This is a genomic window from Streptomyces sp. NPDC050842, assembly GCF_044456565.1.
Classification (GTDB): domain Bacteria; phylum Actinomycetota; class Actinomycetes; order Streptomycetales; family Streptomycetaceae; genus Streptomyces.
This window is the reverse complement of record NZ_JBITGA010000004.1, coordinates 252,568-268,277: the sequence shown is the minus strand read 5'-3', so window position 1 is coordinate 268,277 and position 15,710 is coordinate 252,568. Positions and strand designations below refer to the sequence as shown.

General features: G+C 71.8%; 10 protein-coding genes. 9 read left to right on the top strand and 1 reads right to left on the bottom strand.

What is annotated here, in order from left to right; translation table 11 throughout:
• Nucleotides 1-11: 11 nt before the first annotated feature.
• The 6 genes from ligA (at nt 12) to gatB (ending at nt 8,295) form a co-directional block, all read left to right on the top strand.
• On the top strand, nt 12-2,192 hold the full coding sequence (gene ligA, locus ACIBG6_RS14300) for an NAD-dependent DNA ligase LigA (RefSeq protein WP_399222890.1): 2,181 nt from the start codon (nt 12-14) through the stop codon (nt 2,190-2,192).
• Nucleotides 2,193-2,504: 312 nt separating this feature from the next.
• A complete protein-coding gene (locus ACIBG6_RS14295) occupies nt 2,505-4,631 on the top strand; it encodes a putative bifunctional diguanylate cyclase/phosphodiesterase (RefSeq protein ID WP_399222889.1) in 2,127 nt (708 codons plus the stop codon).
• Between the two features lie 94 nt (nt 4,632-4,725).
• Entirely contained in the window at nt 4,726-5,022 is a 297-nt protein-coding gene (gene gatC, locus ACIBG6_RS14290) for an Asp-tRNA(Asn)/Glu-tRNA(Gln) amidotransferase subunit GatC (protein WP_015036350.1), read from the top strand.
• 6 nt (nt 5,023-5,028) lie between these two features.
• Nucleotides 5,029-6,528 carry an Asp-tRNA(Asn)/Glu-tRNA(Gln) amidotransferase subunit GatA gene (gene gatA, locus ACIBG6_RS14285; RefSeq protein ID WP_399222888.1) on the top strand — a complete coding sequence of 500 codons (1,500 nt, stop codon included), beginning with the start codon at nt 5,029-5,031 and terminating at the stop codon, nt 6,526-6,528.
• 5 nt (nt 6,529-6,533) lie between these two features.
• Nucleotides 6,534-6,767 (top strand): hypothetical protein, encoded by a 234-nt coding sequence (locus ACIBG6_RS14280; protein WP_328491032.1) that lies wholly within the window; start codon nt 6,534-6,536, stop codon nt 6,765-6,767.
• Between the two features lie 16 nt (nt 6,768-6,783).
• Complete coding sequence (gene gatB, locus ACIBG6_RS14275) at nt 6,784-8,295, top strand: Asp-tRNA(Asn)/Glu-tRNA(Gln) amidotransferase subunit GatB (RefSeq protein ID WP_399222887.1); 1,512 nt, start codon at nt 6,784-6,786, stop codon at nt 8,293-8,295.
• A gap of 76 nt (nt 8,296-8,371) precedes the next feature.
• On the opposite strand, the gene ACIBG6_RS14270 is transcribed toward gatB, so the two are convergent.
• Nucleotides 8,372-10,315, bottom strand: a complete 1,944-nt coding sequence (locus tag ACIBG6_RS14270) for a protein kinase (RefSeq protein WP_399222886.1) — start codon at nt 10,313-10,315, stop codon at nt 8,372-8,374.
• A 292-nt stretch (nt 10,316-10,607) separates the two neighbouring features.
• On the opposite strand from ACIBG6_RS14270, the gene ACIBG6_RS14265 reads away from it, so the two are divergent.
• The 3 genes from ACIBG6_RS14265 to ACIBG6_RS14255 all read left to right on the top strand — a co-directional run bounded on the left by ACIBG6_RS14265 (nt 10,608) and on the right by ACIBG6_RS14255 (nt 15,687).
• Nucleotides 10,608-12,698, top strand: coding sequence for a phosphocholine-specific phospholipase C (locus ACIBG6_RS14265; protein WP_399223353.1), 2,091 nt, complete (start codon nt 10,608-10,610; stop codon nt 12,696-12,698).
• 198 nt (nt 12,699-12,896) lie between these two features.
• Complete coding sequence (locus tag ACIBG6_RS14260) at nt 12,897-15,134, top strand: MMPL family transporter (protein ID WP_399222885.1); 2,238 nt, start codon at nt 12,897-12,899, stop codon at nt 15,132-15,134.
• On the top strand, nt 15,112-15,687 hold the full coding sequence (locus ACIBG6_RS14255) for a GNAT family N-acetyltransferase (protein WP_399222884.1): 576 nt from the start codon (nt 15,112-15,114) through the stop codon (nt 15,685-15,687). The genes ACIBG6_RS14260 and ACIBG6_RS14255 overlap by 23 nt, the downstream gene beginning before the upstream one ends.
• Nucleotides 15,688-15,710 lie beyond the last annotated feature (23 nt).

Sequence of the window (15,710 nt, the reverse complement as noted above, 5' to 3'; positions counted from 1 at the left end):
GACGGACGAAGGTGGCAGTCGAACAGGGGGCCCTGCCCGCCGAGGCACGGGAGAAGCACGCCGACCTGGCGGAGCGGATCGAGGAGCACCGCTTCCGGTACTACGTGAAGGACCAGCCGGTCATCAGCGACGGCGAGTTCGACACGCTCCTGCGCACGCTCGAAGCGCTGGAGGAGGAGTACCCGGAGCTGCGGACACCGGACTCGCCGACCCAGAAGGTCGCCGGGCAGTACGAGACCGACTTCACCTCCGTCGAGCACCGGGAGCGCATGCTCTCCCTGGACAACGCCTTCGACGACGAGGAACTGGCCGCCTGGGCCGACCGGATCGCGCGGGACGTCGGCACCCCCGACTACCACTACCTGTGCGAGCTCAAGGTCGACGGCCTCGCCGTGAACCTCACGTACGAGCACGGCCGGCTGACCCGGGCCGCGACCCGCGGCGACGGCCGCACCGGCGAGGACATCACGCCCAACGTCCGGACGATCGCCGACATCCCGGACCGGCTGCACGGCGACCGCGTCCCGGACCTCGTCGAGATCCGCGGCGAGGTCTACTTCCCGATGGAGGCCTTCGAGGGGCTCAACGCCCGCCTGGTGGAGGCGGGGGACAAGCCCTTCGCCAACCCGCGGAACGCGGCCGCCGGTTCGCTGCGCCAGAAGGACCCCAAGGTCACCGCTTCCCGCCCGCTCCACATGGTGGTCCACGGCATCGGCGCCCGCGAGGGCTTCGAGATCTCCCGGCTCGCGGAGACGTACGCACTGCTCCACGAGTGGGGCCTGCCGACCGCCCGGCACAATCGGGTGGTCGACTCCCTCGACGGCGTGCGGGAGTTCATCGCGTACTTCGGCGAGAACCGCCACTCCGTCGAGCACGAGATCGACGGGGTCGTCGTCAAGCTCGACGAGATCTCCCTCCAGGGCCGGCTCGGCTCCACGGCGCGCGCCCCCCGCTGGGCCATCGCCTGGAAGTACGCGCCGGAGGAGGTCAACACCAAGCTGGTCGACATCAAGGTCGGCGTCGGCCGCACCGGGCGCGTCACGCCGTACGCGCAGGTGGAGCCGGTGACCGTGGCCGGCTCCGAGGTCGAGTTCGCCACCCTCCACAACCAGGAGGTGGTGAAGGCCAAGGGCGTGCTCATCGGCGACACGGTCGTGCTGCGCAAGGCCGGTGACGTGATCCCCGAGATCCTCGGGCCGGTCGCGGACCTGCGGGACGGCAGCGAGCGGGAGTTCGTGATGCCCGCCGAGTGCCCGGAGTGCGGGACGCCGCTGAAGGCGATGAAGGAGGGCGACATCGACCTCCGCTGCCCGAACGCCCGGACCTGCCCCGCCCAGCTGCGCGAGCGGCTGTTCTTCCTCGCCGGGCGCCAGTGCCTGGACATCGAGAACTTCGGCTCGGTGGCGGCGGCGGCGCTGACCCGCCCCCTGGAGCCAGCCGAGCCGCCGCTCGTCGACGAGGGCGACCTCTTCGACCTCACCATCGAGCAGCTCCTTCCGATCAAGGCGTACGTCCTCGACCCGGACAGCGGGCTGCCCAAGCGGGATCCGAAGACCGGCGAGGAGAAGATCGTCACGGTCTTCGCCAACCAGAAGGGCGAGCCGAAGAAGAACGCCCTGTCGATGCTGGAGAACATCGCGGCGGCCAAGGAGCGGCCGCTCGCCCGTTTCATCAACGGCCTGTCGATCCGGCACGTGGGTCCGGTCGCGGCCGAGGCGCTGGCCCGTGAGTTCCGCTCCCTGGAGCGGATCGAGCAGGCGAGCGAGGAGGAGCTGGCGGCCGTCGACGGCGTCGGCGGGATCATCGCGACCGCCGTGAAGCAGTGGTTCGCCGAGGAGTGGCACCGCGAGATCGTGCGCAAGTGGCGCGCCGCCGGAGTGACGCTGGAGGACGAGGGCGCCGGGGAGGACGTCGGACCGCGTCCGCTCGAAGGTCTCACGGTCGTCGTCACCGGCACCCTGGAGAAGTTCACCAGGGATGGCGCAAAAGAGTCCCTCCAGGCGCTCGGAGCGAAGGTGACCGGTTCCGTTTCGAAGAAGACCGCCTTCGTGGTCGTCGGCGAAAACCCTGGTTCGAAGTACGACAAGGCGATGCAGCTGAAGGTTCCGGTTCTGGACGAGGAGGGCTTCTCCGTCCTGCTCGAACAAGGTCCCGAAGCCGCTCGCGAGGCCGCGGTGCCGGTCGCCGAATAGCCGCCGCCGGCCGCCCGTGCGGTCACCCGTTCGGCGCATACCAGATCGTTACGGGTGGCCGGGTCGCATTCGGGCAAGAGAGGGAGAGCGCTGCCCGTCGGAGCCCTCGGCGGCCTACTGTGGTGACCGTGCGTCCTGTCCCGCACGTCCGCGCGAGGGCTGTGCCGGTCGTGCGCGCCAGGACGAACGGCCCAGTGGCATGAGGAACGGCCGCCCGGTGGCGACCGCATGGCGGTCGGCCGGACGACGGACGGCCGCGCGAGCGCGGCCCATCGCACACCGACGGCACCGCCGCCTGTGAGAGGGACGGGAATGGAACCGACCGAGAGCGCCGCCCCGGCCCCACGGCCGTACGGCCGTGTGGTCCCCACGGGCCCGACCTCCCGGCTGCCCGCAGCCGTGGTGGGCATCGCCGCCGTCGTGCTCGTCGCCGGCCTCCAGCGGGCCCTGAGCACCGGACACGGACTGTTCCCCGGCGGGGCCGCCGGCTGGTCCCTCGCCGTCCTCACCGGCCTCATCGTCGGTCACCTGGTCGCGCTCGGCCGCGACCGCTGGTGGGGCGGTACGGGCTCCGGCGCCGCCCTCACCCTCGCCGTGCTCCTGCTGTACGGCTGGGTGCCCGCCGGACTCGTCTCGCTGACCGTCGTCGCCCTCGTCGGCGCCGCCCGCCGGCACCGCTGGCGACAGGGCCTGCTGCACGGCGCCGCCGACGTCCTCGGGGTCGGCGCCGCCGCCCTCGTCCTCGCCCTCTTCGGCGACGTACCGACCGTCGAGGAGCCCTGGCAGCCCCTCGACTGGGCGATCGGGGACCTCCCGGAAGTCGTCCTCGCCGCGGCCGCCTACCTCGTGGTGACCCGGATCCTGCTGTGGTACACGCTCGCGCCCCAGGGCCGCGGACTGCCCACCATCGCCCGCACCGCCCTCCTCCGGCAGGGGCTCGTCGCCGTCGCCCTGCTCGGCATCGCCCCGCTCATCTGCGTCGTCGCCGCCACCCGGCCCGTCCTCCTGCCCCTCTTCGCCGTCCCCTTGATCGCCCTCGACTCCACCCTCTGGATCGCCCGGGCCCGCGCCGAGGAACAGCTGCGCGACCCGCTGACCGGACTCCCCAACCGCCAGTGGCTCCTGGAACGGGCCTGGACGGCCCTGGAGGAGGCCGAGGGCGAAGGCGCCCGCGCCGCCCTCGTCCTGATCGACCTCGACCGGTTCCGGTCGGTCAACGACACCCTCGGACACCTCGCGGGCGACCGGCTGCTCCTCCAGATCGCCGACCGGCTCCGCCTCGCCCTGCCCCGCGGCGCCGAGGCCGCCCGGCTCGGCGGCGACGAGTTCGCCGTCCTGCTGCCCACCGCCGACTCCACCACCAGCGCCCAGCGCGTCGCCCGCCACCTCGTCGCCGAACTCTCCTCCCCGCTCGACCTCGACGGACTCACCCTCGTCCTGGAGGCCAGCGCCGGCGTCGCCGTCTTCCCCGACCACGCCCTCGACGCCGAGGGCCTGCTGCGCCGCGCCGACGTCGCCATGTACCAGGCGAAGCGGGACCGCACGGGCGTCGAGGTCTACGAGTCCAAGCGCGACTCCAACACCCCCGACCGGCTCGGCCTCCTCGGCGACCTGCGCCGCGCCCTCGACGCCGGCGAGGTCGAACTCCACTACCAGCCCAAGGTCCGCTTCGACGGTCAGGTCGCCGGTCTGGAGGCGCTCGTCCGCTGGGTCCACCCCGAGCGCGGGAAGGTCCCGCCGGACGAGTTCATCGCCATCGCCGAGTCCTCCGGCCTGATGCCCCACCTCACCGAATACGTCCTGGAGACCGCCCTCGCCCAGGTCGCCCGCTGGCGCGCCCAGGGCCTCAACGTCCCGGTGGCGGTCAACGTCTCGCCGCGCGACGTCCACACCCCCGGCTTCGCGGGCGCCGTCGCCGCCCGCCTCGCCCGCCACGGCGTCCCGGCCGGCGCCCTCCAGCTGGAGATAACGGAGCACGTGCTCCTGGAGGACCCCCAGCGGGCCGCCGACACCCTCAACGGCCTCACCGGCCACGGCGTCAAGATGTCCCTCGACGACTTCGGCACCGGCTACTCCTCCCTCGTCCACCTGAGGCGGCTGCCCGTCAGCGAACTGAAGATCGACCGCTCCTTCGTCGCCCGGCTCGCCGTCGACACCGAGGACGCCGAGATCGTCCGCTGCACCCTCGACCTCGCCCACTCCCTCGGCCTCCTCGTCGTCGCCGAGGGCGTGGAGGACGACGAGACCTGGGAGCGCCTCCGCGACCTGGGCTGCGACGCCGTCCAGGGCTGGCTGGTCGCCGCCGCGATGCCGCCCGAAGAGGCGACCGCCTGGCTGCTGGCCCGAGGCGAGCGCGGCTGGCGCCGCCCCGTCGACATCGCCGCCGACCTCGCCGCCGAGGTCGACGTCGACCACCCCTCGGGCCAGGTAGTCCAGTAGAGGGTGTCGCGCCCCGGCCCGACCGTTTCACGGGGAGCGGCACCGGCCCCATAGGATGGGCCCACACCATCAAGCTCACCCCGTGAGGATCCGCATGCCTGGCATCACGCGCGAGGAGGTCGCCCACCTCGCACGGCTGGCGCGTCTGGAGCTGAAGGGCGAAGAACTCGATCACTTCGCCGGCCAGCTCGACGACATCATCGGCGCGGTCGCCCGCGTCTCCGAGGTCGCCGACCAAGACGTACCGCCGACCTCCCACCCGCTGCCGCTGACCAATGTCATGCGCGCGGACGAGGTCCGTCCGTCGCTCACCCCCGAGCAGGCGCTCTCCGGCGCCCCGGCCCAGGAGCAGCAGCGTTTCAAGGTGCCGCAGATCCTGGGGGAGGACTAACACGTCATGACGGACAACATCATCATCAAGCTCACGGCCGCCGAGATCGCCGGGAAGATCGCCGCCGGCGAGCTCACCGCGGTCCAGGTCACCGAGGCCCACCTCGCCCGTATCGAGGCCGTCGACGAGAAGGTCCACGCCTTCCTGCACGTCGACCGCGAGGGCGCCCTCGCGCAGGCGCGCGCCGTCGACGAGAAGCGCGCCCGCGGCGAGAAGCTCGGCCCGCTGGCCGGCGTCCCGCTCGCGCTCAAGGACATCTTCACCACGGTCGGCATTCCGACGACCGTCGGTTCGAAGATGCTCGAGGGCTGGATCCCGCCGTACGACGCGACCCTGGTCAAGAACCTCAAGGCCGCCGACGTCGTCATCCTCGGCAAGACGAACATGGACGAGTTCGCGATGGGCTCCTCCACGGAGAACAGCGCCTACGGTCCGACCGGCAACCCCTGGGACCTGACCCGGATCCCCGGCGGCTCCGGCGGTGGCTCCTCGGCCGCCCTCGCCGCGTACGAGGCCCCGCTCGCCATCGGCACGGACACCGGCGGCTCCATCCGCCAGCCCGCGGCCGTCACCGGCACGGTCGGCGTCAAGCCGACCTACGGCGCGGTCTCCCGCTACGGCATGGTGGCCTTCTCGTCCTCCCTCGACCAGGGCGGCCCCTGCGCCCGTACGGTCCTGGACGCGGCCCTCCTGCACGAGGCGATCGCCGGGCACGACCCGCTCGACTCGACCTCCATCGACGCCCCGGTCCCGCCGGTCGTCGAGGCCGCCCGGAACGGCTCGGTCGCCGGCATGCGCGTCGGCGTCGTCAAGCAGTTCCGCGGCGAGGGCTACCAGGCCGGTGTCGTGCAGCGCTTCGACGAGTCCGTCGAGCTGCTGAAGTCGCTGGGCGCCGAGATCGTCGAGCTGGACTGCCCGACCTTCGACCTCGCCCTTTCGGCGTACTACCTGATCGCGCCGTCCGAGTGCTCCTCGAACCTGGCCCGCTTCGACGCCATGCGCTACGGCCTGCGGGTCGGCGACGACGGCACGCGGTCCGCCGAGGAGGTCACCGCCCTCACCCGTGAGGCCGGCTTCGGCGACGAGGTCAAGCGCCGCATCATCCTGGGCACGTACGCGCTGAGCTCCGGCTACTACGACGCGTACTACGGCTCGGCCCAGAAGGTCCGTACCCTCATCACCCGCGAGTTCGAGAAGGCCTTCGAGGAGGTGGACGTGATCGTCTCCCCGACGACCCCCACCACCGCCTTCCCGATCGGCGAGCGCGCCGACGACCCGATGGCGATGTACCTCGCGGACCTGTGCACCATCCCGACCAACCTGGCCGGCAACGCCGCCATGTCGCTGCCCTGCGGCCTCGCGCCCGAGGACGGCCTGCCGGTCGGCCTGCAGATCATCGCTCCCGCCCTGAAGGACGACCGGCTGTACAAGGTCGGCGCCGCCGTCGAGGCCGCGTTCGTGGAAAAGTGGGGGCATCCGCTGCTTGAGGAGGCTCCGTCGCTGTGAGTGCCATGGCAAAGAAGGCCAAGAACTTCAAGAAGTCCAAGACCGGCGTCTACGTGTCGCTGGCGACCACCGCCTTCGGTGCGGTGAGTGTTGCGAAGCAGGTCAAGCTGGCGCGCAACGACAACGACATGCTGCGGCTGATCGACTCCGCCGTGTCCGCCGCCGCCATCGTTACCGGCCTGGCGATCCTCTACCGGGAGCTCAAGCGCCTGGGCGACGACGACGTCCTGCTGGGCTGAGAGGGAAAGTCTCACCGTGACTGTCACTGAACTGCTGTCGTACGACGCGGCCCTCGCGGCGTTCGACCCCGTCATGGGCCTGGAGGTCCATGTCGAGCTCGGCACCAAGACGAAGATGTTCTGCGGCTGCTCGACCGAGCTGGGCGCGGAGCCGAACTCGCAGACGTGCCCGACCTGCCTCGGCATGCCCGGCTCGCTGCCGGTGGTCAACGCGATCGGCGTCGAGTCGGCCATCAAGATCGGTCTCGCGCTGAACTGCGAGATCGCCGAGTGGTGCCGCTTCGCCCGGAAGAACTACTTCTATCCGGACATGCCGAAGAACTTCCAGACCTCCCAGTACGACGAGCCGATCGCCTTCAACGGCTACCTGGACGTCCAGCTGGAGGACGGCGAGATCTTCCGCGTGGAGATCGAGCGCGCCCACATGGAGGAGGACACCGGCAAGTCGCTGCACGTCGGCGGCGCCACCGGCCGTATCCACGGCGCGTCCCACTCCCTGCTGGACTACAACCGCGCCGGCATCCCGCTCATCGAGATCGTCACCAAGCCGATCGAGGGCGCGGGCGAGCGGGCCCCCGAGGTCGCCAAGGCGTACGTCGCCGAGCTGCGCGAGCTGATCCGCGCCCTCGGTGTCTCCGACGCGCGCATGGACAAGGGCCAGATGCGCTGCGACGTGAACCTGTCGCTGCGTCCGAACGGCACCAAGACCTTCGGCACCCGCTCGGAGACGAAGAACGTCAACTCGCTCCGTTCGGTGGAGCGCGCGGCGCGCTTCGAGATCCAGCGCCACGCGGCCGTGCTCACCGCCGGTGGCACGATCATCCAGGAGACCCGTCACTTCCACGAGGACGACGGCTCCACCACCTCCGGCCGGATCAAGGACAACGCCGAGGACTACCGGTACTTCCCGGAGCCCGACCTCGTCCCCGTCGCCCCGGCCCGCGCCTGGGTCGAGGAGCTGCGTGGCGGGCTGCCCGAGCTGCCGCGCGTGCGCCGCAACCGGCTGCGCGAGGAGTGGGGCGTGTCCGAGCTGGACATGCAGTCCATCCTCAACGCGGGCGCGGTCGACTCGATCGTCGCCACGATCGAGGCGGGCGCGGACGCGACCTCGGCCCGCAAGTGGTGGATGGGCGAGCTCGCCCGTAACGCCAACGAGCAGGGCGTCGCGCTGGAGGAGCTGGCGATCACCCCGTCGGACGTGGCCCGGGTCTCGGCCCTGGTCGCCTCCGGTGACCTGAACGACAAGCTGGCCCGCCAGGTCATCGAGGGCGTTCTCGCCGGCGAGGGCACCCCGGACGCGGTCGTCGAGAAGCGCGGTCTGAAGGTCGTCTCCGACGACGGCGCGCTCGGTACGGCGGTCGACGAGGCCATCGCGGGCAACGCGGCCATCGCGGACAAGATCCGCGGCGGCAAGGTCGCGGCGGTCGGCGCCCTGGTGGGTGCGGTCATGAAGGCCACCCGCGGCCAGGCGGACGCGGCGAAGGTCAAGGACCTGATCCTGGAGAAGCTGGGCGTCAGCGAGGGCTGAGCCTCTTCTCGTACGGACATGTGAGCGGCCCCGCACCGGAGTTCCGGTGCGGGGCCGCTCGCGTCGTCCGTACGCGCTACCGCTTGAGCAGCGGGGCGGCGATGACCGCGTTTCCGGAGTCGTCGCAGGTCGACTCCACCTTGAGCCGCAGCCGCAGGGCCCCTTCGATGTTCAGGGACTTGGTGACCGGCTTTCCGAGGTCCACGGTCTCGTTGAAGAGCGCGGGCTGGTCGTCGACGGAGATGACGACCCGTGCGGACTCGATCCTGGAGCCGTCGTCGATCCCGGCGGTGAACTCGAAGGCCTTCCACTCACGGTTGAGGTCGTACTCGACGTACGCGCCGTTGTAGCAGTCGCCGATGAGGGCGGCCCCGTACTCCTTGGTGTCGATCTTGGCGCTGCCGATGACGAAGTCGTCGGGATCGCTGACCGAGGCGAGGGCGGTGAGATCGGCGACGGGCAGGTCCCGCACGGACCCGGGGTCGTCGGTCGGGCTCGCGGAACCCTCCGGGTCGGTGGTCGGGGTGTCCGTCGGTTCCTCGGAGGTCGGCTCGTCCGTGGGCTCCTCCACCGGCGCTTCCGTCGTGGGCTCCGTCGTGGGTTCCGTCGTGGCGGGCACGGAGGTGGCGGCCGTGGTGGAAGGGCTCCCGCCGGCCTTGTTCTTGCCGTCCTCGTCCGCCTTGTCGCCGAGCAGCCGGACGCCGATCACCGCGAGGACGGCGATCAGGACGACCCCGGCCGCGGCGCCGATGAGCGGGCCCTTGCGGCGGCGGCGCGGCGCGGGTGCGGAGGGGGCCGTCGAGGCGGGCGCGGACGCCGAGGGAGGCGTCGGTGCCCCGAAGCCGGGCGTCGCGACCGTGGGCGGCTCGGCGGAGGGCTCCGGTACGAGGTGCTGGGGGGTCACGAGGGGCTGAGGGTCCACCACGGGCTGGGCGGCCAGGACCGGCTGAGGCGCCGCGGCCGGCGGTGGGGCTGCCACCGGCGGCTGGGCCACCGGCGTGGGAGGCGGGGTCGCCGGCGGCGGCGGGGCCAGGGGAGGCGCCACCGGCGGCACCGCGGGTGCCGCCAGGGGCCGCGGGGTGGGGACCGGCGGGACCGCGTCCTCGACCGTCGCCGGGCGCGAGGTCGTCGTGGACACCATCCCGTGCCGGACGTCCTTCACCCAGGACGACAGGGAGAGCGGGCGGCGGTCCGCGTCGGCGGCCGCGATGCTCAGGACCCGCTCGCGCTGCTCCGCCGGCAGCCCCGCGATCTGCGGCAGCGAGCCGAGCGCGGACACCAGCTGTTCGGGCGCGGCCGGCGGGGACTCCCCGCTGAGCAGGAAGTACGCGATGGCTCCGAAGGCGTAGCGGTCGGTGCTCGGGGTGCGCTTGCCCGCGAAGATCTCCGGTGCCGCGTAGCCGGGGGTGAACCAGACCTCGGCGGTCTGGTGATCGGCGGTCAGTTTGCTCAGACCGAAGTCGACCAGGGTGGCCTGGCCGTGCTCGTCGACCATGACGTTGCCCGGCGACAGGTCGCCGTGGACGACCGTCCGCCCGGAGGGCGTGGCCTTCCCGGAGTGCAACCAGTCCAGGACGTCCGCGAGCTGCTCCAGGGTCCGCATCACCTCGCGCCGTTCGGCCGGCGTGGTGAGCGTGCGCTCGGCCCGCCAGTCGCGCAGGTCGAGGCCGTCGACGTGGTTCATCACGAGCACCAGGGCCCGGCCGGTGATGGTCCCGGACTCGCCGGGGCGGTGGATCGGCGGGCCCTGGAAGTGCTCCCGTACGCCGACCACGCCCGGGCGGTGGACGAAGCGCAGCAGCTCCGCCTGCTCGTTCCACTTCTGGCTGATCCGCTCGAAGACCTCGGGCGTGATCGTCGTCTTCGAGTCGAGGATCTTGACGACGACGGGCTCCGTGCCGCCGGCCAGCTGGATCTCCGCGAGATAGAGCACGGCCTCGCCGCCCCGCCCGATGGACCGGAGGAGCCGGTACCGGTCAGGAGTGGAGTCGGGGCCGATGTGGTGTGCCGTGTTGCTCAAGTTTCCCCCAAGGCACAGTGATTGACAGAGGATCAGCTTGCCGTTCCGGTGTGTCGGAGGTCAACGCGGGAGCGGTCCCGCACACGGATCCGGTGCTCGGGGCCTTTCCGGCGCGGGGTGAAGGTGGCCGGAAATCGCTTGGATTCCCGGCGCGTCCTCTTGGACGTTCACCACCGCGCCCCCGTCGGGTCTTCTCGGCGTCATCCCGCCTCACTACCGTCCCCGACGTACCACCCAATGGCTCGAAGGCGAACCATTGGCCGTCGACTGGAGGTCGGTCTTGTCATCCGAGATGTCCCCCGAGCTGTCCCGCAGAAGGCTCCTCGCACTGGGCGGTGGCGCCCTCGGTGTCGCCGCGGCCGGTTCGTTGCTGCCGCCGTCGTTGCAGGCGGCGATGGCCGCGGAGCCCCCGGCCGGCGGGATGGGGGCGGTGCGGCACGTGGTGATCCTGATGCAGGAGAACCGTTCCTTCGATCACTACTTCGGGACGCTGCGCGGCGTCCGCGGATTCTCCGACCGCAACGCCATCGAGCTGCCCTCCGGCAAGCCCGTGTTCGAGCAGCCCGCCGCGCTCGGCCGGACCGTCCTGCCGTTCCCGATCCGCGGCGCCGCCGAGACGCAGCAGAAGGACCTCCAGTACATCGGCGACCTCGACCACTCCTGGAGCGGCGGCGGCAAGGCCTGGCGCGGCGGCTGGATGGACGGCTGGGTCTCGGCCAAGACGGCCGCCACCATGGCGTACTACGACCGGCAGGACATCCCCCTGCACTACGAGCTCGCCGACACGTTCACCATCTGCGACGCGTACCACTCGTCCGTCCACACCTCGACGAGCCCCAACCGCAACCACCTCTGGTCCGGCTGGACCGGCTTCGAGGCGGACGGCAGCCGGGCCGTCACCAACGCCGCCTACGCCGAGGGCACCCACCCCGGCTACGGCTGGCCCACCTACGCCGAGCGGCTCGAAGCCGCCGGGCGCAGCTGGAAGACGTACACGGAATGGGAGAACTTCACCGACAACAACATCGAGTTCTTCACCACCTTCAAGAACATCGCCCGGAAGGCTCTCGCCGGGACCGGCGGGCACACCTTCATGGAGTCGTTCTACGCCGCCGTCCGCGACACCGACGACGCCGCGGAGCGGACCCGCCTCCTCGGTCTCCTGGAGGAGGGCGTCGCCGGCCTCACCGAGGCCGAGCGCTCCCTCTTCGAGCGCGGACTGCGCCGCGTCGAGAGCGGCACCCTCGCCGACGCCTTCCGCGCCGACATCGCCGCCGGCACGCTCCCCGAGGTCTCGTACCTCGTGCCCTCCGCGATCGACTCGGAGCATCCCGGCTCCTCCTCGCCGATCGCCTCCGCCAGTCTCGTCTACAAGGTGCTCGACGCCCTCGGCTCGCACCCGGACGTCTGGCGCCACACCGTCGTGCTGATCAACTACGACGAGAACGACGGCTTCTTCGACCACGTGCCGCCGCCGGTCCCGCCGGCCGACAACACGGACGAGCGCTGGAAGGGCCAGCCCACCGGCCTCGGCATCCGCGTCCCGCTGCTCGTCGTCTCCCCCTGGACGGTCGGCGGCTACGTCTGCTCCGAGACCTTCGACCACACCTCCGTGATCCGCTTCCTGGAGAAGCTGACCGGCATCGCCGAGCCCAACATCACGCCGTGGCGCCGGGCCGTCACCGGCGACCTCACCTCCGCCTTCGACTTCACGCGCGGCCGCCGGCAGCCGCCCGTCGAGCAGCCCGGACCGATCCCGCCGTTCACCGGCCGCTGGCGGCCCCAGCCCCCGGCCGTCCAGCGGATGCCCGTCCAGGAGCCCGGCGCCCGCCCGGCCCGCCCCCTGCCGTACCAGCCGGACGCCGCCGCGACCGTCGCGCCCGGGGCCGTGACCGTGGCCCTGCGCAACACCGGCCGGGCGAGCGCGCACTTCGCCCTCTACCCGTACGCGGGCGAGTTCGCCGTCCCGCAGCACCGGGACGTCCGGGGGAAGGGGGAGTGGACCGTCCCCGTTACGAGTGATCATTACCGCTTCACGATCACCGGCCCGAACGGCTTCCGCCGCGAGTTCGAAGGCCCCGCGGCGGGCGTCGCCGAGCTGGCCTCCCGTATCGATCACCACGACCGTGACCTGCACCTGACCGTACGGAACACGGGTACGGCCTCCCTCTCCTTCACGGTCCGGCCGCTCGGGTACGTGGACGAGGACGACCTCGCCGACTGGACCCGCACGGTGACCGTGAAGCCCGGGAAGACCCGTACGGTCGTGCACTCGGCCGCCGACGCGCACGGCTGGTACGACGTCGAGGTCACCGCGCCCGGTGGCTTCCGCCGCCGTCTCATGGGCCACATCGAGAACGGACGCCCCAGCGTCTCCGGATGACCCCACGGTCGCCGGGTCGATCCCCTCCGTGCGCGGGGGTCCGGGACTTCGGTCCCGAGCCCCCGCGCACGGCTGTGAGCATCGACACGAAAGGGGCAAACGATCACGTTTGGCTGCAAGAGTGGGCGCGATTAGGTCATGCGTTCTTCTCGGGCCGCTCCCGTGCAAGATCCACGAACCACCCAGGGAGCACGTCTCTTGGCAGCCATCGCCCGATGGTGCATCCGGCACCGTCTCGTCGTCGTTCTCCTCTGGCTCCTCGCCCTCGGCGGGGTCGGCACCGGTGCGGTGCTCGCCGGCAGCGCGTACTCCAACGACTACGAGGTCCCCGGCACCGAGTCGGGCCGGGCCACCGCCCTCCTCGACCGCGGCTTCCACGGTCTCGGCGGCGACAGCGACACCATCGTCTGGCACACCGAACAGGGCAGCGTCCGCGCCGACGCCGTCGAGCGGCGCATGACCGCGATGCTCGACGAGGTCGCCGGACTCCCCGGGATCGCCACCGTCACCTCCCCGTACGGGGACACGGCCGGCCAGATCAGCGAGGACGGGCACACCGCCTACGCCACGGTCACCTTCGACGCGCAGGCCGACGACATCCCCGAGGCGCAGGCCCAGGCCCTCGTCGACACGGCGAAGGCGGCCGCCGCCGACAGCCTCGCGGTCGAGCTGGGCGGCACCGCCGTCGCCCTCACCGAGGCCCCCGGCGGCCACATCGCCGAGGTCGTCGGCGTCGCCGTCGCGGCCGTCGTCCTCTTCCTCGCCTTCGGCTCGCTCGCCGCCTCCGTGCTCCCCATCGCGACCGCGCTGGTCAGCGTCGGCATCGCGTACTCCGGGATCGTCCTCCTCGGCCATCTGATGACCGTCGCCGACTTCGCGCCCATGCTGGGCATGCTCGTCGGCCTCGGCGTCGGCATCGACTACGCGCTCTTCATCGTCACCCGGCACCGGAAGGGCCTGAAACGCGGACTCTCCGTCCCCGAGGCCGCCGGGATCGCCGTCGCCACCACCGGCCGCGCCGTCGTCTTCGCCGGGGCCACCGTCTGCATCGCCCTCCTCGGCATGCTGATCCTGCGGCTCAGCTTCCTCAACGGCGTCGCCATCGCCGCCTCCCTCACCGTCGTCCTCACGGTCGCCGCCTCCATCACCCTGCTGCCCGCGCTGCTCTCGCTCATCGGCATGCGCGCCCTGTCCCGGAGCGAACGGCGGACCCTCGCCGAGCGCGGGCCGCAGCCCGAGCTCCCCACGGGCTTCGCCGCCCGCTGGTCCGCCTTCGTCGAGCGCCACCCGAAGCTCCTCGGGGCCGTCGCCGCGGTCGTCATGGCCGTCCTCGCGCTGCCCACCTTCGCGCTCCACCTCGGCACCTCCGACCAGGGCAACGGCCCGGCCACCGCGACCACCCGGCAGGCGTACGACCTGATCGCCGACGGCTTCGGGCCGGGGGTCAACGGGCCGCTCACCCTCGTCGCCGGGCTCGACGGCGCCGACGACCGGGTCGCCCTCGACCAGCTGCCGGCCGCGCTCTCCGCCACCCGAGGGGTCGCGTCCGTCTCCCCGGTCACGTACAACAGCTCCGGCGACACCGCCGTCCTCACCGTCGTCCCCGACTCCTCGCCCCAGTCCAAGGCGACCAGCGAGCTCGTCGACCGGCTCCGCACGGACGTCCTGCCGAAGGCCGAGGCCGGCACGTCCCTGGACGTGCACGTCGGCGGCGTCACCGCCTCCTACGACGACTTCGCCGAGATCATCGTCGGCAAGCTGCCGCTCTTCGTCGGCGTGGTCATCGCGCTCGGCTGTCTGCTGCTCCTGCTCGCCTTCCGCTCGATCGGCATCCCGCTCAAGGCCGCCGCCATGAACGTCGCGGCCGTCGCTGCCGCGTTCGGCATCGTCGTGGCGATCTTCCAGTGGGGGTGGGGGAGCGAACTCCTCGGCCTCGGCAGCGCCGGACCGATCGAACCCTTCCTCCCCGTGATCATGGTCTCCGTCCTCTTCGGACTCTCCATGGACTACCAGGTCTTCCTGGTCAGCCGGATGTACGAGGAGTGGCTGGAGACCGGCGACAACCGGCGGGCGGTCCGGGTCGGCCTCGCCGAGACCAGCCGGGTGATCAACTCCGCCGCCGTCATCATGATCGCGGTCTTCCTCGCCTTCGTCCTCTCCGGCGACCGGGTCATCGCGATGTTCGGCATCGCGCTCGCCGCGGCCGTCGCCCTCGACGCCTTCGTCCTGCGCACCCTGCTCGTCCCGGCCCTCATGCACATGCTCGGCGGGGCGAACTGGTGGCTGCCGAAACGCCTCGACCGGATCCTGCCCCGGATCAGCATCGAGCCGCCCGAGAGCCGTGCCGCGGCGGACGCCCGTGCGAAGATCCCGGGGCAACGTGTGACGGTTTCGATGGTCGAGGAGAACGACGATGTTCGCGATATCGCTGGGTGACGACGGTGCCGAGCTGCGGCCCCTGGAGCCCTGGCAGGCGGAGGAGTTCCTCGCCCACATGGACCGGGGCCGGGAGTTCGTCGGGGAGCACATCGTCCTCGCGGACGTCGTCGCGGACGTCGACTCCGCCCGCGCCTTCCTCCGCTCGTACGCCGAGAAGGCCGCGAACGACACCGGACGCATCTACGGCATCTGGACCGGCGGCACGCTCGTCGGCGGCGTCCTCTTCCGGACCATGGACGTCGCGTACGGCTCCGCGGAGGCGGGCTGCTGGCTGGAGCCCGCGGCCGCCGGGAAGGGCCTCGTCACCCGGGCCTGCCGGGTCATCATCGACTGGGCGATCGAGGAGCGCGGCATCCACCGCGTCGAATGGCACGCCTCCTCGAAGAACGGCCCGAGCATCGCCGTCGCCCGCCGCCTGGGCATGACGCGGGAGGGCGTCCTGCGCGAGAACTACCCGTACCGCGGGACCCGCTCCGACACGGAGGTCTGGGCCGTCCTCGCGTCCGAGTGGCGCGCCGCCAAGGCGGCGGCGGAGACGACCGCGTCTTAAGACGGTTCTCATGTGGGCCGCCT